Source organism: Amycolatopsis sp. Hca4 (assembly GCF_013364075.1).
GTDB lineage: Bacteria > Actinomycetota > Actinomycetes > Mycobacteriales > Pseudonocardiaceae > Amycolatopsis.
Map to the genome: position 1 here is coordinate 5,021,354 of NZ_CP054925.1, position 22,248 is coordinate 5,043,601.

Genomic DNA, 22,248 nt, shown 5'->3' on the forward strand with positions numbered 1-22,248 from the left:
CCATCGGGGGTTCGGGTACGTGAGCGACGTCGAAAAGGCGGACTTCGGGTCCGAGGACGTACTCGAGGACACTCCCGAGAGCACTCCGCCCGCCCCGCGGGTCAAGGCGCGTCGTTCGCCGTGGAACCGCGGGCGGGACAGGGTGGTCGCCGCACTGATCGCGGTGGTGGTGCTCGCCGTCGCGCTGGTCATCGGCGCGACGAGCGACAGCGCGGCCACCGACCGGACCCAGGCGGCACCGCCCCCGCCGTTGCCCGCGGCCCCGGACAAGGTGCCGGGGTCGCTGGCGGAGATCTGGAGCGCCCCCAGCGGGGCGACGCCGGTCCCGGTGGTGGCGGGCGATTCGGTGGCCACCGCGGACGGCGGCGAGGTCGCCGCCCGCGACCCGCTCACCGGGCAGGTGCGCTGGCACTACACGCGTGACCTGCCGTTGTGCACGCTCGACACGGTGTGGGGGCGGCTGAACGCCGTGTACCACAAGAGCCGCAACTGCAGCGAAGTCACGCAGCTGGACCCGGCGACGGGCCGGATCACGGCGCAGCGCAACGGCAACGCGGAGCTGGGCACCCAGCTGGTCGACGACGGCTCCCACGTGACGGCGACGGGCAAGAAGCTCCTCACGACCTGGCGCGACGACCTGGTGCAGAGCGCGGAGTACGGCGAGGTCCCGGCGCTGGTCAACGCGGGCAAGCAGCCGCGGACGGGCTGCACGTACGGAACGCTGGCGGCGTCATCGGGCAAGATCGGCGTGATCGAGCGCTGCCCGGGCGACCCGGCGGACCGCCTGACGGTGTACAAGGCGGCGCCGGAGAAGGACGACGAGCCGCAGGTCAGCTTCAGCACGGTGCTGGCGAGCAAGCACGCCCGCGTGATCGCGATGTCGGGCGACCTGACGGCGGTGGTCCTGCCGGACCCGAAGCTCCTGGTGGTCTACAACGGCGACGGAACCCAGCGGGCGGCGTACCCGGTGGACGTCCCGCAGGCAGACCTGGCGGCCGAACCGCCGAGCGGAGCCGAGGCCACCACCCAGACGACGACGAACATGTACTGGTTCAGCGGCTCGAAGCTGGTGGCGTTGTCGCGCGACGACCTGTCGCCGCGGTGGACGTTGAGCAGCGCGATGGGGCCGGGGGTGACGTTCGCACAGCAACTGGTGGTCCCGATCAAGGGCGGGCTGGCGGTACTGAACGAGAACGACGGCTCGACGGTCCGGACGGTGGGTGTCGAGCGCCGCGGGTACACGGGGGTGGTCCGGTTGTCCGCGGCCGGCCCGGTCCTGCTCGAGCAGCGCGGCCCGACCCTGGTCGCCCTCAAGTAGGCCTTTCCGTCGGTGATGCCTCGCCAATCACGCGAGATGCCCCACCAGACACACGAGATCCCCGCCCAATCACGCGAGTCTCGCCTCCAGTCACGCGAGTCCGGTCTCCAGACATGCCGGTCGGGCGCTGGTCGCGCGAGTCTGGGCTGGTTCGGCCGAGTTCGGCTCCGAATCACATGAGATCCGGCTTCGATCACGCGAGTCTCGGCCCCGATCACGTGAGCTCGGGTCTCGAACACCCGGCCCGGGGCGTGCGCCGAGGGGCATCTTGCGTGCTTGGGCGGGCATCTCGCGTGATTGGAGGGGTATCTCGCGTGATCGGGGGCGGGACTGGCGTGATTGGGGGCGGAACTCGCGAGGATGGGGTCAGGCGAGCCAGAACATGGTCAGCGCGGAGACCGTGAACAGGACCACCGCGAGGCCCGCGCCCACGGCCTGAGGCCCGTCGCGGCGATCGGCGACTCGCTGGGCCAATACGGCGAGCACCGCCGCGATCGGGTGGCCGATCAGCAGGATCGGGCCGGGGCCGGGCGCGTCCGTGAAGAGGCACACGACACCGACGACCAGCACCCCGACCGCGAGCACCGCGAGCCCGGCGGCCAGCGAGCCGGTGAACCCACGCCACCAGCGCCCACCCGGCCGAGCCGGCGCGTCCGCCGCGGTGTCCGGGGAAACATCAGCGGGCTCGACCCGCTCTTGCTCAACCGTCGGCGCCTCGGCCTCCGGCATCGCCTCGGCGCCCGGCGAGGCAACCCCGACCTGCTCGGTCCCGCCGTGGTCCTGCCGGGCCGCCGGCACATCGGCCGCAGGTCGCCCGGCGACCCGCGACCGGTCCGCAGCGCCCACCGACCCATGCCCGGATTGGTCCCGCCGCCCGGCCTGGGCGGTCCCGCTGTGGTCCTGCCGCGCTGTCGGCACATCAGCTTCGGCCCGCGCCTCCGCCGCTGCGCCGGCCGGCGCCTGACCGGCCTCGGTGCGCTCCCCAGGTGGGGTCTGCTGGGCCGGGTTGGGGGTGGTGGGCAGTTCGTCGGTGTCCGGTGAAGCCACTTTCCCTCCCGTTCAGGGCGCCAGCAGGTCCCAGGGCTGGGCCTGCGGGGCCGCCTCCTGGCCCGCCGCGCAGCTCGGCCTGAAGTCGCACCATGCGCAGCGGCGGTCCGGGCGGGGTGGGAACAGGACCTCTCCGTCGCCGCCCGCCTCCAGCGTATCCGTGGCCAGCCGGAGGTCTGCCGCCGTCTCTCCCGCTCGCTGCAAGTGCCTCTGCAAGCTCTCCGGGGTGTGCTCCGCCGCCGCTATCGTGCCCGTCGGGACGTGGTGCAGCTCCACCGTTGTGCACGGCACGCGCAACGTCCGCGCCGCCGCCACCGCGTACAGCGCGAGCGCCTGCGAGGCGCGGGCTTCGTACTCGTCCGGTGGGCGGCGGCCCGTCTTGTAGTCGACGATCACCAGCTCCCCGGAACGGGCGTCGATGCGGTCGGCGCGGCCCTCGATGATCATCGACGGCCGCTCCCCCGGCGTGGGGCTGACCGGCGCCGACACCCAGCGCTCCAGGCCCACCGGGTCGTGCGTGACGTCGTTGTCCTCGACGTACTCCGCCACCCAGCCCTTCGCCCTCGCCCGGTACCGCGCCGCCTGTTCCTCGCTCTCGAAGCCCGCGTCCTTCCAGAACTCGGCCACCAGCGCCACCGCCCGCTGCGGCACGCGCTTGAGCACCGGCAGGTCGAACAACGCCCGCAACGCGTTGTGCACCACCGCGCCCAGCGTGCTGTGCGCCCACGGCCCGGTGCGCTGCGGGGTCGGCCGGTCCAGGTACGCGAGGCGGTACCGGCGCGGGCAGTCGTCGAAGGTCGCCAGCCGCGCCGGCGAGACCTTCGTGAGCCGCACCGGTTGCGCGACGCCGAAGTCGAAGCCCATCTGCTCCTTCACGGGTGCCACGCTACGCACCACCACCGACACTTTCCGCGCGGCACCCGTGAAGTCCCTACCGCACGACCAACACCGTGTGCGTACCACCGGAAACGGTCAGCGGACCCGCCGCGCGGATCGGCCTCCCGTCGAGGAGCACCAGCCGGCCACCAGGGACCACCAGCGTTCCCGAAGTCCCGCGAGGAGCGGTGGCAGTCAGCGAGAACACCGAACCCTGCTGGGACCACGAAGCCGACAACGTCCCCTTCGGCGTCGGCACCGCTCCCCGCGCCCACGAAACCGAACCAGGGTGCGGCGAAACCGTCCAGGTCGCAAACCCCGGCGACGTCGGCGAGACACCCAGCAGCTCGTTCGTCAACGCCGGCACGACCCCGGTCGACCAGCCGTGCGCGGCCGACGTGTACCCCTGCTCGTAGTGCGAGCCGCCTTCGCCGATGCCCTCCCACGCCGTGATGCCCGGGTCGTGCGTGGCCATCCAGCCGTACATCCGCTTGATCTGGTCGATCGCCGATGCCGTCTGCCCGGTCCGGAACCGCGCCTGCAGCTCGGGGAACGACGTGAACGCGTACACGCGCTTCGTGCCGTCGCCCACCAGAGTGTCGTTGTCCATGAACGGGTTCCCGTACGGCAACGCGCCCGCGGCGAGCCGTGCCAGCGCCGAAGCGGCCTGGGCGGGAGACGCGATACCGGCCAAAACAGCGTGGCTGTTGCCGTCCTGGCCGTGCCGCACCGCGCCCGTCGCCGAGTCGAGGTACGCGCCCGCCGCCGGATCCCACAGATGAGCGTTCACTGCCGCCGAGACGGCCGAAGCCCGCGAAAGCCACCGGTCCGCGTCGCCCGGGTGCCCCGTCGCGCGCGCGAGACCGGCTGCCCCTTGAAGCGCTCGGACGTACAACGCGTTGTAGTACGTCACTTCGCCCGTACGCGGCAGGAACGCGTAGTCACCGTAGCCGCCGGTGCCGTTGAGGCCCTTCGCGAGCAACCCGCGCAAATCGGTGACCGACGGGTACCAGCTGTCGAGCGTCTTCACCAGATGCGGGTAGTACGAAGCCGCGTACGCGGTGTCGCCCGAGTAGAGCACGTAGTCCCAGCTCGACGTCACCCACCAGAGCGGATAGTCGAACAGCGGCAGCGTGTAGCCGTTGATCGACGCGGGCGGGATCCAGCCGTCCGCGCGCTGGTGGTCGGCCAGGTCGGCGAGGACGTTCCGGGCGGCCGTGCCGTCCTGGTGCGTCAGGTACTGCGTCAGGCCGGAGACGGCGACGTCGCCGACGTACGGGTCACGGTCGCGCTTCGCGCCGTCGTGCAGCACCAGCTTCCCGTCCAGCGAAGGCGAAAACGCGCCGCGAGGGTCCACATCGGACTCGCGGAAGGTGTCCATGCCCAGCTCGTTCGTGTAGGACGCCGCGTACCAGTACCGGTTCAGCTCGGCGTCCGACGACTCGAACCAGCCGCGGTAGGTCGACGGCGTGCCGAGGAACGGCGTGAAGTCGAGCGAGACGCCGCTGATCCGCACCTCGCCCGACGGCTGCGCAAGGGGCGCGTCCGAGGCCAGCGCGTCCAGGCTGATCCGCAGGTAGCGGAAGCCGTGCAGGCCGTCCGCGCACACCTGGTTCCCCGAGAGGCAGCCCTTCGTGTCGCGCCACACCGTCGGTGCCGCGGGCACGGCGAACTGGTCGGTGCCCGGGCCGCCGGAGAAGTCCGAGCGGGTGAAGTCGGAGCGTTCGCCCAGGTACTGCCGGGTCTCGGAGAACGCCAGCCGGACGCCCGGCCGGTTCGCCGAAGCACCCGCGAAGGCGATCTTCGGGTACCCGGCGACGACCTTGCCGAAGTCGACGACGGCGGTCGGCACCGGCGGGTCGGCGACCACGCCGGGCCAGACCTCGGCGACGCGGCTGAACTCGCCCGAAGGGGTGTTCTGGTCCTCGGTCACGGTGATCCGGACCTGCGCGGTCGTCACCGGCCGGTCGAAGGTGACCGCGCGCTGCACGGCCGTGTTGCCGGTCACGGAAGCCGCCACGCGCCACGCGCCCGCGTCCAGCACCTCGACGGTGAAGTCCTGCGGCACGCCGTCCACATTGGACAGCACGGTGACGCCGGGCAACGCGACCGGCGCGCCCGCGGTGATCGTCAGGACGTCCGGGTAGGCCCCGAGCGTGTCGTCGTTCCAGAACGTCTCGGTGTTGCCGTCGACGGCGTTGCCGGGGTCGTACGTCCGCGGCTGCCCGTTCCCGCCGTTGTTCGGCGCGTGGAACGACGACGCGGCCGCGGTGGTGCCCGCGGGCCAGACCGGCTTCGGCGGCGGCGCCTGCCGCTTGAACGTCGCCACCCCGCGCCCCAGCAGGCCGCCGGGATTGGTGACGTCCCCGGTGGTGGACAGCACCTGCACCGGCCGGACGTCCCGGCTCGACGGGGCGACGACGTACTGCTGCCAGCCGGGCGCGGCGCCGGCGGGCGCGGCCACGACGCCGCTCGCCACCAGCACCGTCACCGGCAGGATTGTCCTGAGCCACTTCATCGAGGCCTCCGCACGAAGTTGAATCGTTTCAACCACTGAGCTGAGGTTCAGGCTGCGGGAGCGGTGCCAACGATGTCAACGAACCGGGCGAATCCTGTCCGGCAGGACAACCCGGGTAGCGGATCAGTTCCCGCCGGCGATGAACCCGCGGACCGAGTTCGCGACGAGCTCCACGGCGATGGCCGCGAGCAGCAGGCCGGCCACCTTGGCCAGCAGCGTGATGCCGCTTTCCTTGATCAGCCGGATGACGAGACCGGAGTAGCGCATGCAGAGGTAGATCACGAGGTGCACGGTGACGATGGCCAGCGCCAGCGCGATGTACGCACCGACGTGCCCCTCCGCCTGCCGGACGAACACAATGGTCGCGGCGATCGCGCCCGGCCCGGCCAGCAGCGGCGTGCCGAGCGGCACCAGTGCGACGTTGACGTCGTCGGCCGCCGCCTCGGGCTCGTGGCCGTTGCTGGTGAGCAGCTGCAGCGCGATCAGCAGGAGCAGCAGCCCGCCCGCGCCCTGCAGGGCGGGGATGCCGATGCCGAGGTAGGCCAGGATCGCCTGGCCCGCGATCGCGAACAGGCTGATGACCAGCAGGGACACCAGGACGGCCTGCCGGGCGGCGCGCGCCCGGGTCGCCACCGGCTTGCGGCCGACGAGGCTGAGGAACACCGGCACGGTGCCGGGCGGGTCCATGATGACGATCAAGGTGATCGTCGCGCTCATGAAGAGCTTCGCGTCGAAGACGTCGGCGAGCGCCATGTCAGCCCTTCACGACCTGGAACCCCGTGGCGCGCGAAGCGAGTTCCTCGAACTTCCCGGGATCGGTGGTGCACTCGCCGAGTTTGATCGTCTTGTTGGTGCCGTGGTAGTCGCTGGATCCGGTGAAGACGAGCCCGAGCTCGGCGGCCAGCTCGCGGACGCGGGCCCGCGTCGGCGCGTCGTGGTTGGGGTGGTCGGCTTCGACGCCGGTGAGCCCGCGCGCGGCCAGCCCGGCGAGGGTCTCCTCGCTGATGGTCGCGCCGCGGCTGAAGGCGAAGGGGTGCGCGATGACCGTGACCCCGCCGGCCGCGGCGATCATTTCGATGGCCTCTTCGACCGGCGTGTCCCGGCGGGCGACGTAGTAGCCGCGACGGGGGCTCAGGTAGTCGGCGAAGGCCTCGTCGACGGACTTGACCAGCCCGGCCCGGACCAGCGCCTGCGCCAGGTGGGGGCGTCCGGGCGGGGAGTCCTCGGGCAGCAGGCCGAAGATCTCGTCGATGTCGATCGGCAGGCCGTCGGCGGCCATCCGCTCGGCCATCCGGCGCAGCCGCGTGCGGCGCTCGACGCGCAACCGGGTCTGCTCGGTGACGATGGGCTCGGACGTCGGGTCGAAGAGGTAGCCGAGCAGGTGGACGCTGATCTGCCTGCCGGTCTCGGGGTCGGTCGACACCGTGGAGAGCTCGGCGCCGGGAACGAGCGTCAGGCCTGGTGACACCGCTTCGGAAGCGGGCGCCCAGCCCGCGGTGGTGTCGTGGTCGGTGATCGCGACGACGTCGAGCCCGGCCTTCGCGGCCGCGGCGACGAGCCCGGCCGGCGAGTCGGTGCCGTCGGAGGCAGTGGAATGGGCGTGCAGGTCGATGCGCATCCCGTCCATTGTCGACGATGCGCTGCGTCACACGCCAAGCGGGATGATGCTCAGCCGACCGGCTTCTTGCCCCGTGCGGCCCGCTGGGCCTTGATCATGGAGAAGCGTTCGGCCTGCTTCTGCTTGTCGCCGAAGACGAGCTCCGAGATCGTGTCGTAGAACTCCTCCGGCCGCGGCAGGAAGTCGATCTTGTTCAGCGCCTGGATCTGACCCGCGGACTCGACGACCATCGTGCCGTAGCCCATCATCCGGCCGGTGGCCGTGCGGACGTAGCTGAGGTCGGTGACCTTGCTGATCGGCATCATCAGCACCTTGGTGGTGAACACCCCGGTGGTCATGACGAACCGCTTGTCGGTGACCACCAGGCGCTCGACCCACCACTCCATCACCACGTAGGCGAACCGCAGGACGACGAGCAGCGCGACGTACCAGAGGATGTTCTGGCCGATGTACAGCGCCGGTGGCAGCAGGTAGGACACCAGGACGCAGACGGCCAGCAGCGCGGCCGCCTCGAAGGTGTCCCACAGCAGCACCGCCCAGTGGCGGCGGATCCGGATGACCCGCCGCTCGGTGTCGAGGAGGTACTCGTCGGGGTCGCGTGGCGCGAACATGGTTCGAGGGTAACCCCGCGATCAGCCCTTGAACACGTTGCTGACGAAGGTGATCACCGATTCGGCCGAGCTGCGGAGGAAGTCGATGATGTTGCCGACGAGGCCGGCGGCCTGCCCAGGCTGGGCGATGACGAAGAACAGCACCAACGCGATACCGGCGAGGCCCGCAATCTTCTTCACGTTCACCGCGATCAAATCCCGTCTCTTACGGTGACACCGGACAACAGCAGAGATCCTGACGTTTTACTTGTACCGCACTGGACAGGCGCAGGGGAGGAAAGTCCCGCGCTTGGGTCAGCACGCGGTCCGAAGTATACCGTATGGCTACTCTCCGTGTACAGGACGTCCCTTTTCGTTTCGGTCACGTCTACCCTTCGGGACATGGAGGGCCTCACCAGCACCACGATCCGCTGCGTCGGCGGGATCGCGTTCGACCCGTACGGCCGTTTGCTGCTCATCCGGCGCCGCAACGACCCCGGTTCGGGGCAATGGTCGCTGCCGGGCGGCCGAGTCGAACCGGGCGAAACGGACGAAAAGGCCGTGATACGCGAGCTGCGGGAGGAAACGGGCCTCGACGTGATTCCGGGCACACTGGTCGGCTCGGTGCGGCGCGGGCCGTACGAGATCTTCGACTACGCCTGCGAGGTCGAGGGCGGCATTCTCACCGCTGGTGACGACGCCACGGACGTCCGTTGGTCCGATGCGGCAGACCTTGCCGGCTTGGAGACCGCTGGAGCGCTGGTGGAGCTCCTTTACGTGACGTTGCGTGACTGGAACGCCCTGCCGCGCGCCTGACCGGCGCCCGACTACAGCGGCAGCCAGGTCATCCGCTGCCCGTGCGGTGCGGTCCGCGCCAGCGCGTGCGCCTCGGCCTTCCCGTCCTCCCACCGCACGACGCCCAGCGTCGCGAGCCCGTCCGCGCCCGAAAGGTCGTCGCGGCCCGGCAGCACGAGTTCCAGCCCGGCGCCGTAGAACTCCTCCGAGACCCACCACACCGGCCGCGAAGCCGCCACCCCCGCCAAAGCTTCGACGAACGCCGACCGCTTCTCCGGCGGGAAGTACGCCAGGGCGTGGCTGGTCAGCACGACCAGCGGCCCCGCCAGCGACGAAGCCGCCGAGACCAGGTCGTCGACCCCGTCGCCGGTGATCAGCCGCGGGCGGTGGCGGACCTGCTCGGCCGCCGCCGTGCGCAGCAGCCGGATCCGGTCCGGCTGGTCGGCCCAGACACACGCCTCCAGCCAGGCCAGCTCGTCCTCGTCCGACAGGTCCACCGGCGCCCGGTCCAGACCGGCCCGGTCGAGCAGCGCGAGCTTCTTCGGCAGCTTCGGCACCACCGCGCCCGGCGCCAGGTCCAGCGCGCAGTGCAGGCCGACGGCCGCCTTCGCCGGGCCGGCCGTCAGCTGGTCGCCGCCGTCGCACTGGTAGCGGTAGCCGAAGCGGTCCAGGCCCAGCAGCAGCCCGGCGCTGCAGCCGACCTCGAGCAGCGAGACCTTGCCGCCCGCTTCCTTCGCCGCCCGCGCCACCCCTGGGTAGAGCAGCGCGGCCCGCCGGACCTCGTTCGTCTGCGTGTACCGCGAGGCGATCAGCTCCCGCGCCTTCGAAGCCCGCTCCAGCAGGAACGACCGGAACAGCGGCCAGGTGTCGGAGTCGACGCCGTCGAAGCCGCCCAGCGACGGGTAGTACCGCGAGAGCGGGTGGATCGGGTCGGCCTGCACCAGCCGGTGCGCGACCGCCATCAGCAGCGTGCCCCGCACCTCGCCGTCGCGGGCCGCGGCCAGCAGCCCGGCGACGTCGTCGTCCTCGGCCGCCCGCAGCGCCAGGTGCTCGTACAGCGGCGACACCCCGCGGGCCTCGACTTCCGCGAACGTGCGCAGTACTCCCTTGATCCCGTCCAGGTCCATCAAAGCCTCATTCGTGCGGCACCGGCCGGCCCGGCTGCTCCCCGCCCCGAGTCTCCCCGTACGAGCGCTTCGGCACCATCACCTTCCGCCGGAAGGTACACACGATCAGGCCGTCCTGCTTGTAACCGCGCGTCTCGACGTACACCACCCCGCGGTCGTCCTTGGACTTCGACGGCGTCTTGTCGAGCACCTCGGTTTCGCCGTAGATCGTGTCGCCGTGGAAGGTCGGCTTGACGTGCTTGAGCGACTCGACCTCGAGGTTCGCGATCGCCTTGCCGGAAACGTCCGGCACGGACATGCCCAGCAGCAGCGAGTAGATGTAGTTGCCGACGACGACGTTCTTGCCGAAGTCCGTCGTCTCCTCGGCGTAGTGCGCGTCCATGTGCAGCGGGTGGTGGTTCATGGTGAGCAGGCAGAACAGGTGGTCGTCGTATTCGGTGACCGTTTTGCCCGGCCAGTGCTTGTAGACCGCACCGACCTCGAACTCCTCGTAGTACCGACCGAACTGCACTCGTCATCTCCTGTCACGTACTGCGCCGTTGGTTACCGATCCGACCACAGCCACGGCCCTCCGGCTGTGTGGCGATGATTACGTGCCGCTTGGGGGGCGGCCTGCTTCTGGCCGGATCGGTAACGGCGCGTGAGCCTGGTCCGACACGCATCAGTAGTGAGGAGTACCCTCAACCATCGGTGTTCGCGCGTCAACGCGAGCCCCACCACTCTGCACCGGCCCGAAGGAGGTGAGGAACTCGATGAGTAGTGGCGATAGTCCGCTCCCTAGTAGTCCCAGCGTTCCCACCTCACCGGCCGGCCGGCTCATCTCCTGGTAGGCCTTCTCTTCCCGGGAACGCTGGTGTGTCGCCGGGCGGACGCATTTCCGCCCCTGGTCCGTCGTCTCGCACGACCACGCACGACACCAGGAGATCCCATGCCTGCCATTCCTTCGCTCGGCGGCCTCCGCGGCCGCGGCAACAAGGGCACCGTTCCCGTGCGCCCGGTCCCGGTGCCGCTGTCCGCGTACGTCGTCGACTGCGCGGTCTACGTCGCCGGTGAGCGCCTGCCCGGCCGCTGGACCCACTCCGAGGCGATCAAGGAGGTCCGGAAGCGGCACGAGGGGTTCGTCTGGATCGGCCTGCACGAGCCGGACGCCCAGCAGATCCAGGGTGTCGCGGACACGTTCGGGCTGCACGAGCTGGCGGTCGAGGACGCCCTCGAAGCGCACCAGCGGCCGAAGCTGGAGCGCTACGACGACACGCTGTTCCTGGTGGTCAAGACCGTCCGGTACGTCGAACACGAGTCCCCCACCACGGCGAACGAGATCGTCGAGACCGGCGAGCTGATGGTGTTCCTCGGCCGCGACTTCGTGATCACCGTCCGGCACGGGAACCACTCGGGACTGGCGCGGCTGCGCCGCGAGCTCGACGAGGACCCGGAGCGGCTGCAGCTGGGCCCCTCCGCGGTGGTGCACGCGATCGCCGACCACGTCGTCGACCACTACCTCGACGTCACCGGCCGGATCGAGAACGACATCGACGTGATGGAGGCGCAGGTCTTCGCGCCCCGCTCGCAGGTCAGCGCCGAGCAGATCTACCTGATGAAGCGGGAAGTCCTCGAGCTGCGCCGCGCGGTGATGCCGCTGGCCACGCCGATCCAGCGGCTGGCCGAGGGCTACACGCGGCTGGTGCCGGACGACGTCCGCTCGTACTTCCGCGACGTCGCCGACCACCTCACGACGGTGTCGGAGCGGGTGGCGGCGTTCGACGAACTGCTGTCCACGCTGGTCGACGCGACCGTCGCGAAGATTTCCCTGCAGCAGAACACCGATATGCGCAAAATCACGTCGTGGGCGGCGATCATCACCGTGCCGACGATGATCGCGGGCATCTACGGGATGAACTTCGACTACCTGCCCGAACTGCACTGGAAGTTCGGGTACCCGCTGGTGATCACCATCATCCTGGGCATCTGCCTGTTGCTGTACCGAATATTCCGGAAGAACGGCTGGCTCTGAGTCCCCTTCTTTCCCCACCGGATTCCTTCGGAGAACTGTCATGTCCAGGATGCTGTCCAACCTGAAGTTCTGGGCGCTCGCGCTCAGCCTCGTGTGGATCTTCGTGATCACTTTCGTCATCGTCGCCGACCCCGGGTTCGCGCACGGGATGAAATGAGGCTTGTTCTGGTTAGGCCGCCGCCGCCCGCGCGGGCAGCCGCGCGTCGCCGCAGAAGCCGTGCGGCGGCCGACGGCTGAACAAGCCTCACCGACGGCGCGGCGTCCTATCCTGGGCGCATGCCGAAAGCGCTGGTCGTCTCCGACGAGGTCGACGAGCGGCTGTGGACCGACGCGGTCCGCAGCCACTCCGTCGACCTGGTCATCGGCGCGGGTGACCTGCCCTACGACTACCTCGCCTTCCTGGCCAGCGCGCTCGACGTGCCGTGCGTGTTCGTGCCCGGCAACCACGACCCGGACCTGAGCGGCTACACCCGCTACGGCGGGCTGTCCATGAAGGACGGATTTCCCACGGCCTGGCCCGGCCCGGCGGGCGGCATCAACGCCGACGGCAGGCTCGTCGACGTCGCCGGCCTGCGGTTCGCCGGGCTCGGCGGCTCGATCCGCTACAACGACGGGCCGAACCAGTGGACGCAGCGCCAGCAGGCCCGGCGGGCCCGCGGGCTGGTCCGGCGCGCCCGGTTCCGGCGGTGGCGCGACGGCCACGACGTCGACGTCCTGCTGACCCACTCGCCGCCGCTGGACCTGGGCGACCGCGCGGACCCGCCGCACCGCGGGTTCGCGTGCCTGCACCGCACGATCGAGGCGCTGCGCCCGAAGTGGCTGCTGCACGGCCACATCCACCCCCACGGCGAGCCGGTGCCGGACCGGGTCGTCGGCTCGACGCGGATCCGCAACGTGGTGGGCCACCGGATCATGGAGTTGCCATGAAAGAGACGGGCTTTCCCCGCGCCGACGCGGAGAACGACTTCCTCCGCGCGCGCCGGGGCCAGGTGCTCTCGCGGCTTTCGACGTGGCTGCGCCGCGAACCCGACGACGTCAACATCATGCTGCCGTTCCACGAGGTGGTGGAGGCGCTCGGCTACCTGGGCGAGCACCGGATCGGGCTGCGGGTGATCAAGCTGGAGTCGATCGTCGGCACGGTCGACCGCAGCCGCGACTTCGACCGCCGCTTCCGCCCGACGTCGGCCCGGGTCCGCGAGCGCTGGGAGCGGCTGGCCTTGGCCGCCCGCCGCGGCGAGGAGATCCCGCCGATCGAGGTCTACCGGGTCGGCGAACTGCATTTCATCATCGACGGCCACCACCGCGTCTCGGTGGCGCTCGCCCAGGGACTGTCCACAATAGAGGCCATGGTGACGGTGGTCCGCACCAAACTGGACCCGAGCGGCATCCGCCACCGCGGCGACCTGATCGTCAAGGACTACCGGCGGCTGTTCCTGGAGCGCGTCCCGCTGACCGGCCACGCACGCGCGTCGGTGATCGTGTCGGACCCGTGGGACTACGCGAAGCTGGGCGAGCACGTGGAGGCGTGGGGCTTCCGGTTGATGCAGGACGAAGGCAAGTTCTGCGACCGGGCGAGCATCGCGCAGCGGTGGTTCGACGAGGAGTTCGTCCCGGTGGTGGGGATGCTGCGGCAGGCGGACCTGATCGGCGACCGCACCGACGCGGAGGCGTACATGTGGGTGGCGGCGGAGCGGTACCGCCTGATCCGCACCCACCGCTGGGACGACGACGTCATCGAGACGCTGCGGTCACGGCGTCACTAGGTGGTAGACCACCAGCGTCTGCTCGGGCCGCTCGGCGACGTGGAACGCGGCGTGCGGCACGGTGATCTCGCCCAGCCGGGGGTGCCGCAGGCGTTTGTGGCCCGCGTGGCTGAACTGGACGTCGTACTGCGGCCACCACGCGCGCACTTCGGGGCTGGCCTCGGTCAGCTCGGCCACCAGCCCGGTCACCCGCGGGTGGTCCGGGTACCGGCCCGCGATCGCCCGCAGCCGGGCCAGGACCGCGCGGGCCTCCTGCTCCCAGTCGACCAGCACTTCGCGCGCGGCCGGCTCGGTGAACAGCCAGCGCACGATGTTCCCGCCCCGTCCGATGCCGCGGAGCAGCTCCTCGGCTGCCGCGTTGAGCGCGAGGACGTCGTAGCAGATCCCGGTGACATACGCGGGATTTCCGCCCAGCAGCGCCGGGACGCCCGCGACCTCGGGCGCGGCTTCTTCGCCGAGGTTCTCCTCCGGCATCGCGCCGTCACCGGCGAGGCGGTGCAGGTGCTCCTGCTCGGCGGCGGTCAGCCGCAACGCCTTGGCCAGTGCGTCGAGCACCTGGCCGGAGGGGCGCACGTCGCGGCCCTGCTCGAGGTAGGTGAGCCAGGTGGCGCTGATGCCGGCCAGCAGGGCCAGTTCCTCGCGGCGCAGCCCGGGCGTGCGGCGGCGCCCGGTGGCCGGCAGGCCCGCGTCGGCCGGGGCCAGCCGCTCGCGGCGGCTGCGGAGGAACACGCCGAGTTCGGTGCTCACCCTGGAACCTCCAGTACCAGAATAAGGCGATTCTGGATACCAGCTTAACGGGCCGCGAAGCTGGAGCCATGCAAGCTTGGATCGCCACCGCACGAGATGTCCGTCTCTCCGAAGTGCCGGAGCCCACGCTGAAGGGCGGTGGCGTGCTCGTGGAGGTGCTCGCCGCGCACGTCCCGGCGTACACGAAAGCCGTGGTGCGGGGGAACCGCGGCGGCCTGCCGGTGCCCCTCGTCCTCGGGCCGTCCTGCGTCGGGCGGGTGCTCGCCGTCGCGCCGGACGTGTTCCACGTCGAGCCGGGCGACCTGGTGCTGGACACCGCGCTGCTCGACGCGGGCGGCGGCGACGAGATCCTGGTGGGCTGGGTCGGCTTGGGCGGCTCCGGCGCGGGCAGCGCACGGACCGACCGCATGCGCACGGTGTGGCGCGACGGCGTCTTCGCGGAGAAAGCCCTGTGCGCCAAGGAAACCCTGGTCAAGCTGCCCGGTGCGGAGGCGTACCCGGACCCGGCCCGCCTGGCGTTCCTGCCGTGGCTGTGCATCGCCGCCACCGGCCTGCACGCGGCGGGCCCGCTCGCCGGCCGTGACGTCGCCGTGGTCGGGGCGACCGGCCAGCTGGGCGGCGCGGCGGTGCTGACGGCGCTGGCGGAAGGCGCGGCGACGGTGACGGCCGCAGGCCGCAACGAGACCGCGCTCACCAGGCTGGCCGCGCTCGACCCGCGCGTGCGCACCCACCGGCTGACCGGCGACCGGGCGGCGGACGCGGCGGGCATCGGCCCCGTGGACGTGGCCGTCGACACGCTCGGCGCCACCCCGTCGGCCGACGCGACGATGGCCGCCTACGACAGCCTGCGGGTGCGCGGCACCCTGGTGCTCGTCGGCGGCGTGCGCCACGAACTGGCCGTCCCGTACGGCGACCTGATGCACCGCCGCCTCACCCTGCGCGGCTCGTGGATGAGCGACGAGCGGACGGTGACGACGGTGTGGCAGCTGGTCCGGTCCGGGCTGCTGGACCTCTCGGCGGTCGAGCTGGTGACCACCGGCCTGGCCGACCCGGCGGCGGCTCTCGACGTGGCCGAGCGCACGACCGGCCTCGGGTTCGTGGCGCTGGTGCCCTGAGCCCGCACGTCACAGCGGGAAGTCCAAGCCCGGGGTCAGCGCCAGCAGCCGCACCTGGTCGAGGGTCAGCGTCGGCTCCGAGCGCTGCTTCGGGAGCCGGACGCCCGTCTGCGACAGCACGCCGCTGTTGGTCGACCAGAACTGCACGTGCGCGTTCGGCGCGGCCAAGCCCACCCGGTTGGTCACGATGTCACCCGAGCGCAGCGTCGACAGCCACAGCAGGCCCGCAGGCGTGGTTTCCGTGCGGCAGACGAGCTGCTCCGGGTCACCGCACTTCGGGCCACCCCCGCCGCCGGGCAGGATGAGGAAGTACACCGAGCCCGTGCCCCGCGCGTCGGTCACGCGGACGCCCATGTGGAACACCGCGTCCTGCGGGTGGGGCCCGGCGGGGTCGGCGATCAGGTGGAACGGGTCCGCCGGCGGCGTCTCGCCGGGGATCGTCAACCGCGAGATCTGCGCTTCGGGCGGCAGCAGCGCGCGCACCGCCCGCCCGACCAGGCAGCTCAGCCGCTCGACCAGCGCCGTCCGCGTGTCCGTGCCGCCCGGGCACGGCGTGCTCGCGATCTCGCCCCGGTGCGGCAGCACCACCACCGCCAGCGCGAGGGCCAGCACGACCACGCACACCGCGACCGCGCCGGTGACCAGGTGCTGCCGGCGCGACCGGCGGGCCGCCGCCAGCACCGCGTCGCCGGACAGCCCGAGCGGCGGCTCGCCCTCGGTCACGTAGGCCGTCAACGCCGTCCGGACGTCCTCCATCACGACTCCTCCGCCGTCGGCGCCGGCAGGGCCGCGCGCAAGGCCTCGACCCCGCGGGCCGTCTGGGACTTGACCGTTCCTTCGGCGACCCCGAGCAACGCCGCCACCTCGCTCACCGGCAGGTCTTCGAGGAACCGCAGCACCACCATCGCCCGCTGCCGGGGCGTCAGCCCGGCCAGCGCGCGTTCGACGTCTAGCCGCAACAACGCGTCGCGGCCCGGCGGCGACTCCCGGTCCGGCACCGAGGCCGTCACGTACTCCCGCCCGGAAACCCGCCGCCCGGCCAGGAACAGGTTCAGCAGGATCCGGCGCGCGTAGGCGTCGACCGTGCCCGGCCGGACCCGCCGCCAGCGCCGGTACAGCTGCACGAACATGGCCTGGACCAAGTCTTCGGCCGCGTGCCAGTCCCCGCAGAGCGCGAACGCCACCCGGCGGAACCGCTGGACCCGCGCGGAGAAGTACTCGCTGAATTCGACGTCCCTGGCCACGTCCTTATTAGGGCGCCGGGCCCCCGAAAGGTTCAAGCGTCCCCCGTGCGAGCTACCCGCGGGTGCCCGCTCGATGGTGACGATTCGCCGCCGCCGGATCCCTAGCGTTCTTCCCAGGCCGCGGGGCTTCCGCCGCGGGAAAGGCGAAGGGGTTCTCATGAGGTTCGTGTGGCAGCTGCTGGCGGTGGCGGCGGTGGCGTTCGCGGGGCAGTTGTGCGTTGCCGCGGTGGCCGGAAACCCGTGGCTCACCTTGTTGTTCGGCGGCCTCACCGCCGTGCTCGCGGGCTACGCCTACCGCTGGGTGGTGCGGAAAACCGAGCAGCGGCCGGTCACCGAGCTGGCCGGGCCGGGGGCCCGGAGCGCGCTCGGCCGGGGGACGCTGGTCGGGATCGCCCTGTTCGCGGCCGTCATCGCGAACATCGCGCTCGTCGGGGACTACGAAATCCGCGGCTGGGGCAGCGTGCCCGGAGCGCTCGGGCTCGTCGGCTTCATGGCCGCCGCCGCGGTGACGGAGGAGCTGCTGTTCCGCGGCATCCTGTTCCGGTTCGTCGAGAAGTGGACCGGCACCTGGCTCGCGCTGGTGCTGAGCGGGCTGGTGTTCGGCCTGATGCACCTGTTCAACGAGCACGCGACCCTGTGGGGTGCCATCGCCATCGCCATCGAGGGCGGCGGCCTGCTGACTTCGGCGTACATCGCGACGCGCACGCTGTGGCTGCCGATCGGCCTGCACTTCGGCTGGAACTTCGCCGGGGCCGGGATTTTCGGCGCGGTGGTCTCCGGCCAGGGCGCCTCGCAGGGGCTGCTGGACGCCGTCACGTCCGGGTCGCCGCTGCTCACCGGTGGCGAATTCGGGCCGGAGGGCAGCCTGTACTCGGTGCTGTTCTGCTTCCTGGCGACGGGCGTCTTCCTGCGGCTGGCCCACCGGCGCGGCCGGCTGGTGCCCCGGCGCCGCGAGGAGCGCACCGCCGACGTCACTACACTTCCCGCGTGATCGAGCACCGGGCGGCACTGGCGCGGTGGCGCCGGCTGGACGTCGTGATCCGTGATCTGCCCCTCGGGCTGCTGTTGCTGGCCGGGTCGTTCCTGCCCGTGCTCCAAGGCCACGGGACGCAGGTCGGCGGCGTGCCGGACCGGCCGTTCGACGCGCTGGCCGTCGTGGTGGTGGCCGTCGAAAGCCTGCCGCTCGCCGTGCGACGCCGGTGGCCGGCGGTGAGCCTGACGCTGGTGGCGCTCGGCTTCGCCGTCGACCAGGTCCTCGGTTACCACACGGTCGCCGCCGCCGGGCTCGGCTTCGCGCTGGTGAGCGCCGGCGTCCACCTCGAACGGTACCGGCGCACCACCGCGGCCGTGCTCTCGGTGGCGTACGTGGCGCTGGCGATCGTCCTCTCCCGGCTCGGTTCGGAGCCCGTCTCGGAGTTCGTGACGTTCTCCCTGCTGCTGGCGTTCGCGTGGGGCATCGGGGCGTGGCTGCGCCGGACCCGCGCCGCCGAAGCCCGGCACCGCCGCCGCGTCGCCGAGGACACCCGGGCCGCCGAACGCACCACCATCGCCCGCGAGCTGCACGACGTCGTCACCCACCACGTGACGGCGATGGTCGTGCAGGCCGAAGCGGCCCGGTACCTGACGGCCGCGCCCGAGCGGCTGGACCAGACCCTGACCGCGATCACCGACACCGGCCGCCGGGCCATCACCGACCTGCGGCACCTGCTGGACCTGCTGAACCCCGACCACGGCACCGAAGTCGGCCGTCCGTCGCCTGGCGGGCTGCTTTCGCTCGTCGAGCAGGCCCGCCAGGCCGGGCAGCCGGTGGAGTTCACCGAGGACGGCACGCCCGCGGAGTCGGCGGGCAGCGCCGACCTGGTGGCCTACCGGGTCGTGCAGGAGTCGCTGACGAACGCCCTCAAGCACGCGCGGGGCAGCCGGACGTCGGTCGAAGTGCACCACGGGGACCGGGAAATCGCGGTGGCGGTCAGCACGAACGGGGCGGCGAGCGCCTCCCCCGGCGGCAGCGGCCGCGGGCTCGCCGGGCTCCGCGAGCGGGTCGCCGTCCTGGGCGGCGACTTCAGCGCGGGCCACGACGGCGGCGGATTCGCCGTGCGCGCCCGGATCCCGACGGGGAACCCGACGTGAGCGCCCCGATCCGGGTCCTGGTCTGCGACGACCAGATGCTGATCCGCACCGGCCTGGTGACGATCATCGGCGCCCAGCCGGGTTTCGAGGTGGTCGGCGAGTGCGGCGACGGCCGCGCGGCGGTCGACCTCGCCGCCCGGCTGCACCCGGACGTGGTGGTGATGGACGTGCGCATGCCGGTGCTCGACGGCATCGAGGCCACCCGCCTGCTGGCCGGAGCAGGGGTCCCGCACCCGGTCAAGGTGCTGGTGCTGACGACGTTCAACCTCGACGAGTACGTCTACGAGGCCCTGCGCGCCGGGGCGAGCGGCTTCCTGCTCAAGGACGCACCCCCGGACCGGCTGCTGCACGGGATCCGCACGGTGGCCACGGGTGCGGCCCTGCTGGACCCGGAGGTGACCCGCCGCCTGGTCGGCCGGTACGGCGCCCGGATCCGGCCCGCTTCGGACGCCGCCCCGCAGGTGCCGCTGACGCCTCGCGAGCTGGAGGTGCTGCGCCTGCTGGCGGACGGGTTGTCCAACAGCGAGATCGCGGAACGGCTGGTGATCAGCCAGGAGACGGTGAAGACGTTCGTCTCCCGGATCCTGACGAAGCTGGACCTGCGCGACCGCGTCCAGGCGGTGGTCTACGCCTACCGGCACGGGCTGGTGACGTGACCGGGCTTCGCGGCGAAGCCCGGTCACGCCACCAGGAACTGCTACATGTGCACGGCGCCCGGCGCCGCTTCGCCCTTCGGGACGCCCGGGCGCAGCAGCAGGGCGGTGATCACCGCTCCGGCCACGTAGATCACCGCGGCCCAGGTGAACGCCGTCGTGTAGCTCTCGATGGCCGCCTCGGCCGCCAGCTGGGGCGTCGGGGTCTTGCCCTCGATGAAGGCCGCGGCCGCGTTGCCGGCCAGCGTCGACAGCAGCGCCGTGCCGATCGAACCGCCGACCTGCTGCATCGTGTTCACCGCCGCCGACGCGACACCGGCGTCGTGCGCCTCGACACCGAAGGTCGCCACGCTCATCGCCGGCGCCATCGCCAGGCCGATGCCGAAGCCCATCACCAGCAGCGGGCCGAGGACGCCGGAGGCGTACGTGCTGCCGAGACCGATGCCGCTCAGCCAGAACAGACCCGCGGCCGCGATCGCCATGCCCGTCGGCACCAGCGGCCGCGGGCCGAACCGCGGCAGCAGGACCGCCGTCGCCGTGGTCGCCGCCAGCATCAGCGTCGCCACCATCGGCAGGAAGCCGACGCCGCTCTGGATCGGGGTGAACTGCAGATTCTGCTGCACGTAGAACGTCAGGAACAGGAAGATCGCGAACATCCCGATGGCGAGCAGGAACATCGCCAGGTACGAGCCGCCGCGGTCGCGGTCGAGCAGCACGCGCAGCGGCAGCAGCGGGTGCGCGACGCGCTGCTGCAGCCAGGTGAACACGCCCAGCAGCACCACGCCGGCGGTCAGGAAGCCCCAGACCGACACCGACGACCACGAGTCCGACTCGGCGTTCGCGAAGCCGTAGACCAGCGCGAACAGCCCGGCTGACGCGGTGATCGTGCCCGGCAGGTCGAGCTTCGGCCGCGGGCCGTCGTCCTTCTGGTTGCGCAGCAGGACCGAGCTGCCGGCGAAGGCGATCACGGCGAAGATGATGTTCACGAACATGCACCAGCGCCAGTCGAGGTACTCGGTGAGCACGCCGCCGAGCAGCAGCCCGACCGCCGCGCCGCCACCGCCGATGGCGCCGAACACGCCGAACGCGCGGCCGCGCTCCTTCGGGTCGGTGAACGTCGTGGTCAGCAGCGAAAGCGTGGCGGGCGCGAGCAGCGCGCCGAACACACCCTGGGCCGCCCGGGCGACCAGCAGCATCTCGATGTTGGTCGCCGCGCCGCCGAGCGCGGACACCGCGGCGAAGCCGGCCAGGCCGACGAGGAGCGCGTTCTTGCGGCCGAAGAGGTCCGCGAGCCGTCCGCCGAGCAGCAGGAGGCTGCCGAAGGCGAGCGCGTAGGCGGTGACGACCCACTGCCGGGCGTCGTTGGAGAAGCCCAGGTCGAGCTGGGCCGACGGCAGCGCGATGTTCACGACGGTCGCGTCCAGCACGACCATCAGCTGCGCGATGCCGATCATCATCAGGATCAGCCAGCGTCTGGCGTGGTGGGGGTTCCCGGCGGCGCGCGTGTCCCCCGACGGCGCGACGGCGAGTGTGGATTCGGACATGGATGTCCCTCACAGATCGTGATCACAAGACTATGTGGAGTAGGTATCTCCCCTTACGCGACCCAAGGTACACAAGAACTGGAGATGCCGCCTCTACTTCACGAGCTAGACTGGACCCATGGCACGGGACGCTGGTCCCGCCGCACCGGCGCGGCCGCTGCGGCGTGACGCTGAACTCAACCGCCGTCGCATCCTCGCGTCGGCCCGCGAAGTGTTCGGCCAGCGCGGGCTCGAAGCCACGCTGGACGACATCGCCCACCACGCCGGCCTCGGCGTCGGCACGGTCTACCGCCGCTTCCCCAGCAAGGAACACCTGGTCGAGGCCATGTTCGCCGAGCGGATGGAAGAAATCGGCGACCTCGCCGTCGAGGCACTGAAGGCCGACGACGCCTGGCAAGCGTTCGTCGACTTCACCTGGCAGGCGGCCGAGCTGCACTCCGCCGACCGCGGGCTGCGCGAGATCATGCTGTCCAACCAGTTCGGCCACGACCACGTCGCCGAAAAGAAAGCCCGCATGGTGCCGTTGATCACAAAGCTGATCGAGCGGGCCCAGGCGGCAGGCGGCCTGCGGCCGGACTTCGCGCCTTCGGACATGGCGATGGTGCACATGATGGTCGGCTCGGTGGTGGAGTTCACCTGCGCGGTGGACCCGGACCTCTGGCGGCGTTCCCTCACCATGCTGCTCGACGGGCTCCGCGCCGAGCCCGGCAAGCCGTCGGTGCTGCCGCACCCGCCGCTGAGCGAGCGCGAAGTCGACGAAGCGATGTCCTGCTGGCGCCCCTGACGGCCGGGCGCACAGCAGTGCGCCGGTGATCGCTGCGGATCACCGGCGCGTCGGACACTCACTCGGACGGGATGACCGCCCACAGGATCAGGTAGGCCACGAACTGCGGCCCGGGCAGCAGGCAGGACAGCACGGCCAGCAGCCGGACGGTGCCGGGCTTCATGCCGTACCGCTGGGCCAGGCCCGCGCAGACGCCGCCGATCATGCGGCCGTGGCGCGGACGGGACAGCCGTCGTGTGACCGGTGCGCTCATCTTCGTTCCCTTTCCTCGAAGTCGATACCTCCACTTCACCACCGGAGTACCCGCTTCCGCATCGCTCACGGGAAGGATCTCTCCCCTAGGGGACGGCGAAGACGAAAATCGTTCA

The 22,248-nt window shown here is 71.4% G+C and carries 24 protein-coding genes; 10 read left to right on the forward strand and 14 right to left on the reverse strand.

What is annotated here, in order from left to right:
* Positions 1–19 precede the first annotated feature (19 nt).
* Complete coding sequence (locus HUT10_RS21850) at positions 20–1,318, forward strand: hypothetical protein (RefSeq protein WP_217709630.1); 1,299 nt, start codon at positions 20–22, stop codon at positions 1,316–1,318.
* A 366-nt stretch (positions 1,319–1,684) separates the two neighbouring features.
* Here the strand turns inward: HUT10_RS21850 and HUT10_RS21855 are convergent, their stop codons facing one another.
* The 7 genes from HUT10_RS21855 to HUT10_RS21885 form a co-directional block, all read right to left on the reverse strand.
* Positions 1,685–2,365: a hypothetical protein gene (locus HUT10_RS21855; protein ID WP_176172932.1), complete on the reverse strand. Its 681-nt coding sequence runs from the start codon at positions 2,363–2,365 to the stop codon at positions 1,685–1,687.
* Between the two features lie 12 nt (positions 2,366–2,377).
* The gene (locus tag HUT10_RS21860) at positions 2,378–3,229 is read right to left on the reverse strand and encodes a PD-(D/E)XK nuclease family protein (RefSeq protein WP_176177938.1); all 852 of its coding nucleotides are present in this window, start codon (positions 3,227–3,229) and stop codon (positions 2,378–2,380) included.
* Positions 3,230–3,296: 67 nt separating this feature from the next.
* Positions 3,297–5,759, reverse strand: coding sequence for an alpha-L-rhamnosidase C-terminal domain-containing protein (locus HUT10_RS21865; protein ID WP_176172933.1), 2,463 nt, complete (start codon positions 5,757–5,759; stop codon positions 3,297–3,299).
* 123 nt (positions 5,760–5,882) lie between these two features.
* Positions 5,883–6,512, reverse strand: coding sequence for a MarC family protein (locus HUT10_RS21870; protein ID WP_176172934.1), 630 nt, complete (start codon positions 6,510–6,512; stop codon positions 5,883–5,885).
* A 1-nt stretch (position 6,513) separates the two neighbouring features.
* Positions 6,514–7,386, reverse strand: coding sequence for a PHP domain-containing protein (locus HUT10_RS21875; RefSeq protein WP_176172935.1), 873 nt, complete (start codon positions 7,384–7,386; stop codon positions 6,514–6,516).
* Between the two features lie 41 nt (positions 7,387–7,427).
* Positions 7,428–7,988 (reverse strand): PH domain-containing protein, encoded by a 561-nt coding sequence (locus HUT10_RS21880; protein WP_003095467.1) that lies wholly within the window; start codon positions 7,986–7,988, stop codon positions 7,428–7,430.
* Positions 7,989–8,009: 21 nt separating this feature from the next.
* The gene (locus tag HUT10_RS21885; protein WP_162146229.1) at positions 8,010–8,174 is read right to left on the reverse strand and encodes a hypothetical protein; all 165 of its coding nucleotides are present in this window, start codon (positions 8,172–8,174) and stop codon (positions 8,010–8,012) included.
* A gap of 195 nt (positions 8,175–8,369) precedes the next feature.
* Here HUT10_RS21885 and HUT10_RS21890 point away from each other — a divergent pair, with 195 nt between their 5' ends.
* Positions 8,370–8,783, forward strand: coding sequence for an NUDIX hydrolase (locus HUT10_RS21890; protein ID WP_176172936.1), 414 nt, complete (start codon positions 8,370–8,372; stop codon positions 8,781–8,783).
* An 11-nt stretch (positions 8,784–8,794) separates the two neighbouring features.
* Here the strand turns inward: HUT10_RS21890 and HUT10_RS21895 are convergent, their stop codons facing one another.
* Both HUT10_RS21895 and HUT10_RS21900 read right to left on the reverse strand, forming a co-directional pair.
* A complete protein-coding gene (locus HUT10_RS21895) occupies positions 8,795–9,889 on the reverse strand; it encodes a DUF2332 domain-containing protein (protein WP_176172937.1) in 1,095 nt (364 codons plus the stop codon).
* Between the two features lie 7 nt (positions 9,890–9,896).
* The gene (locus HUT10_RS21900; protein ID WP_176172938.1) at positions 9,897–10,400 is read right to left on the reverse strand and encodes a MaoC family dehydratase; all 504 of its coding nucleotides are present in this window, start codon (positions 10,398–10,400) and stop codon (positions 9,897–9,899) included.
* 417 nt (positions 10,401–10,817) lie between these two features.
* Here HUT10_RS21900 and corA point away from each other — a divergent pair, with 417 nt between their 5' ends.
* The 3 genes from corA (at position 10,818) to HUT10_RS21915 (ending at position 13,663) form a co-directional block, all read left to right on the forward strand.
* A complete protein-coding gene (corA, locus tag HUT10_RS21905) occupies positions 10,818–11,900 on the forward strand; it encodes a magnesium/cobalt transporter CorA (protein ID WP_176172939.1) in 1,083 nt (360 codons plus the stop codon).
* Positions 11,901–12,176: 276 nt separating this feature from the next.
* Positions 12,177–12,827: a metallophosphoesterase gene (locus HUT10_RS21910; protein ID WP_176172940.1), complete on the forward strand. Its 651-nt coding sequence runs from the start codon at positions 12,177–12,179 to the stop codon at positions 12,825–12,827.
* The gene (locus HUT10_RS21915) at positions 12,824–13,663 is read left to right on the forward strand and encodes a ParB N-terminal domain-containing protein (RefSeq protein ID WP_176172941.1); all 840 of its coding nucleotides are present in this window, start codon (positions 12,824–12,826) and stop codon (positions 13,661–13,663) included. The genes HUT10_RS21910 and HUT10_RS21915 overlap by 4 nt, the downstream gene beginning before the upstream one ends.
* Here the strand turns inward: HUT10_RS21915 and HUT10_RS21920 are convergent.
* On the reverse strand, positions 13,649–14,410 hold the full coding sequence (locus HUT10_RS21920) for a helix-turn-helix transcriptional regulator (protein ID WP_176172942.1): 762 nt from the start codon (positions 14,408–14,410) through the stop codon (positions 13,649–13,651). The genes HUT10_RS21915 and HUT10_RS21920 overlap by 15 nt on opposite strands.
* Positions 14,411–14,478: 68 nt before the next feature.
* Between HUT10_RS21920 and HUT10_RS21925 the strand changes: the two genes are divergently transcribed.
* A complete protein-coding gene (locus tag HUT10_RS21925) occupies positions 14,479–15,525 on the forward strand; it encodes a zinc-binding dehydrogenase (protein WP_176172943.1) in 1,047 nt (348 codons plus the stop codon).
* A 9-nt stretch (positions 15,526–15,534) separates the two neighbouring features.
* Here the strand turns inward: HUT10_RS21925 and HUT10_RS21930 are convergent, their stop codons facing one another.
* Positions 15,535–16,281, reverse strand: coding sequence for a hypothetical protein (locus tag HUT10_RS21930; RefSeq protein WP_176172944.1), 747 nt, complete (start codon positions 16,279–16,281; stop codon positions 15,535–15,537).
* A complete protein-coding gene (locus tag HUT10_RS21935; protein WP_176172945.1) occupies positions 16,281–16,769 on the reverse strand; it encodes a SigE family RNA polymerase sigma factor in 489 nt (162 codons plus the stop codon). Before HUT10_RS21935 ends, HUT10_RS21930 begins: the two co-directional genes overlap by 1 nt.
* A gap of 157 nt (positions 16,770–16,926) precedes the next feature.
* Here HUT10_RS21935 and HUT10_RS21940 point away from each other — a divergent pair, with 157 nt between their 5' ends.
* Genes HUT10_RS21940 through HUT10_RS21950 form a run of 3 tightly spaced genes read left to right on the forward strand, consistent with a single transcriptional unit; the run spans position 16,927 to position 19,555 of the window.
* Entirely contained in the window at positions 16,927–17,760 is an 834-nt protein-coding gene (locus tag HUT10_RS21940) for a CPBP family intramembrane glutamic endopeptidase (protein ID WP_176172946.1), read from the forward strand.
* Positions 17,757–18,899: a sensor histidine kinase gene (locus tag HUT10_RS21945; protein WP_176172947.1), complete on the forward strand. Its 1,143-nt coding sequence runs from the start codon at positions 17,757–17,759 to the stop codon at positions 18,897–18,899. The genes HUT10_RS21940 and HUT10_RS21945 overlap by 4 nt, the downstream gene beginning before the upstream one ends.
* Complete coding sequence (locus tag HUT10_RS21950) at positions 18,896–19,555, forward strand: response regulator transcription factor (protein WP_176172948.1); 660 nt, start codon at positions 18,896–18,898, stop codon at positions 19,553–19,555. The genes HUT10_RS21945 and HUT10_RS21950 overlap by 4 nt, the downstream gene beginning before the upstream one ends.
* Before the next feature lie 41 nt (positions 19,556–19,596).
* On the opposite strand, the gene HUT10_RS21955 is transcribed toward HUT10_RS21950, so the two are convergent.
* The gene (locus HUT10_RS21955) at positions 19,597–21,096 is read right to left on the reverse strand and encodes an MFS transporter (RefSeq protein WP_176172949.1); all 1,500 of its coding nucleotides are present in this window, start codon (positions 21,094–21,096) and stop codon (positions 19,597–19,599) included.
* A 118-nt stretch (positions 21,097–21,214) separates the two neighbouring features.
* Between HUT10_RS21955 and HUT10_RS21960 the strand changes: the two genes are divergently transcribed.
* On the forward strand, positions 21,215–21,880 hold the full coding sequence (locus tag HUT10_RS21960; protein ID WP_176172950.1) for a TetR/AcrR family transcriptional regulator: 666 nt from the start codon (positions 21,215–21,217) through the stop codon (positions 21,878–21,880).
* Positions 21,881–21,938: 58 nt separating this feature from the next.
* On the opposite strand, the gene HUT10_RS21965 is transcribed toward HUT10_RS21960, so the two are convergent.
* Positions 21,939–22,133 carry a PspC domain-containing protein gene (locus tag HUT10_RS21965; protein WP_176172951.1) on the reverse strand — a complete coding sequence of 65 codons (195 nt, stop codon included), beginning with the start codon at positions 22,131–22,133 and terminating at the stop codon, positions 21,939–21,941.
* Positions 22,134–22,248 lie beyond the last annotated feature (115 nt).

Coding starts and splice junctions, on each gene's coding strand:
- HUT10_RS21865 (WP_176172933.1), bottom strand. CDS start 5,759: ATGAAGTGGCTCAGGACAATCCTGCCGGTGACGGTGCTGGTGGCGAGC.
- HUT10_RS21925 (WP_176172943.1), top strand. CDS start 14,479: ATGCAAGCTTGGATCGCCACCGCACGAGATGTCCGTCTCTCCGAAGTG.
- corA (WP_176172939.1), top strand. CDS start 10,818: ATGCCTGCCATTCCTTCGCTCGGCGGCCTCCGCGGCCGCGGCAACAAG.
- HUT10_RS21960 (WP_176172950.1), top strand. CDS start 21,215: ATGGCACGGGACGCTGGTCCCGCCGCACCGGCGCGGCCGCTGCGGCGT.
- HUT10_RS21955 (WP_176172949.1), bottom strand. CDS start 21,096: ATGTCCGAATCCACACTCGCCGTCGCGCCGTCGGGGGACACGCGCGCC.
- HUT10_RS21940 (WP_176172946.1), top strand. CDS start 16,927: ATGAGGTTCGTGTGGCAGCTGCTGGCGGTGGCGGCGGTGGCGTTCGCG.
- HUT10_RS21965 (WP_176172951.1), bottom strand. CDS start 22,133: ATGAGCGCACCGGTCACACGACGGCTGTCCCGTCCGCGCCACGGCCGC.
- HUT10_RS21895 (WP_176172937.1), bottom strand. CDS start 9,889: ATGGACCTGGACGGGATCAAGGGAGTACTGCGCACGTTCGCGGAAGTC.
- HUT10_RS21910 (WP_176172940.1), top strand. CDS start 12,177: ATGCCGAAAGCGCTGGTCGTCTCCGACGAGGTCGACGAGCGGCTGTGG.
- HUT10_RS21870 (WP_176172934.1), bottom strand. CDS start 6,512: ATGGCGCTCGCCGACGTCTTCGACGCGAAGCTCTTCATGAGCGCGACG.
- HUT10_RS21930 (WP_176172944.1), bottom strand. CDS start 16,281: ATGGAGGACGTCCGGACGGCGTTGACGGCCTACGTGACCGAGGGCGAG.
- HUT10_RS21860 (WP_176177938.1), bottom strand. CDS start 3,229: ATGGGCTTCGACTTCGGCGTCGCGCAACCGGTGCGGCTCACGAAGGTC.
- HUT10_RS21915 (WP_176172941.1), top strand. CDS start 12,824: ATGAAAGAGACGGGCTTTCCCCGCGCCGACGCGGAGAACGACTTCCTC.
- HUT10_RS21880 (WP_003095467.1), bottom strand. CDS start 7,988: ATGTTCGCGCCACGCGACCCCGACGAGTACCTCCTCGACACCGAGCGG.
- HUT10_RS21890 (WP_176172936.1), top strand. CDS start 8,370: ATGGAGGGCCTCACCAGCACCACGATCCGCTGCGTCGGCGGGATCGCG.
- HUT10_RS21875 (WP_176172935.1), bottom strand. CDS start 7,386: ATGGACGGGATGCGCATCGACCTGCACGCCCATTCCACTGCCTCCGAC.